This window comes from Phocaeicola sp. HCN-6420, assembly GCF_037890145.1.
In the GTDB taxonomy this organism is placed as follows: Bacteria; Bacteroidota; Bacteroidia; order Bacteroidales; family Bacteroidaceae; genus Phocaeicola.
This window is the reverse complement of record NZ_JBBKBJ010000081.1, coordinates 1-826: the sequence shown is the minus strand read 5'-3', so window position 1 is coordinate 826 and position 826 is coordinate 1. Positions and strand designations below refer to the sequence as shown.

Annotated in this window: 1 protein-coding gene; it reads right to left on the bottom strand. The window is 43.9% G+C overall.

Annotated features, from left to right (window positions below):
* On the bottom strand, positions 1–364 hold a 364-nt coding region (locus WKT12_RS16450; RefSeq protein WP_445323152.1), incomplete at its 3' end, for a hypothetical protein.
* Between the last annotated feature and the right edge of the window lie 462 nt (positions 365–826).

Sequence of the window (826 nt, the reverse complement as noted above, 5' to 3'; positions counted from 1 at the left end):
TCAAAATACTACCCGCAGGGCTGGAGATTTTTACCGAAAACAGGAGGCTTGACCTTGCTTTCCCGTCCAATCCCGGAATTACCTTTGCGCCCAGAACGAAAATGACTGACTGATGCGGCTTACTGAAAGGCGCAAAATGGAGGTAAACGAAAACAGAGGCAGATTGTGTAGAAAAAAACTTCAGGGGAAAATCCGTAAAAAAAAGAATCACCAAAAGGAAAAAGACATCACCGGAAGCGTGAAAAGGGCAAACCACAACAAAGGAAGTATGATTGTTTCCGATCCGACGGAACTTGTTCAGCCGGGTGGCAACAATCATTCTTCCCGGTTTGTCCGGCTGTGTGTGGGCGCCTGTTTCATTCATGGGGCAGGCTGACACACTCTGCATTCACTTTCCGCTTCCGGCAAAAGAGACAGCGAAAAAAGAAAAATCATTTGAAAACCCGTAAAAGCACCTCTTGGCATAGGCGCAAAAGAAAGGGGCATTGCTTCATCTGTCTAAACATCGTTTAGGCGTGAGGCAATGCCCTTTTCTCCAGCTATGCGGTAGTCGGCACACGTTTGTTCCAAACTCGTTTTGGGCAATGGTGTGCCGACGGACAATACCGCTTTTACGGAAAATTCTTATGAATGAGGGGATAAAAAACGGGAGTTTATATCAAAATCTCGAATTAAATAGCTACTTTTGCATACGAAGAGTTCTTTGAAGGTTACGCAACGCGCAGAAGGATAATGCAGTAGATAACTAACTAAATCGTAACCTATTACTATCAAGAGCAATTAACCTACGCTCATTTCCAATAAATTACACTCTTTTCGTAACTTC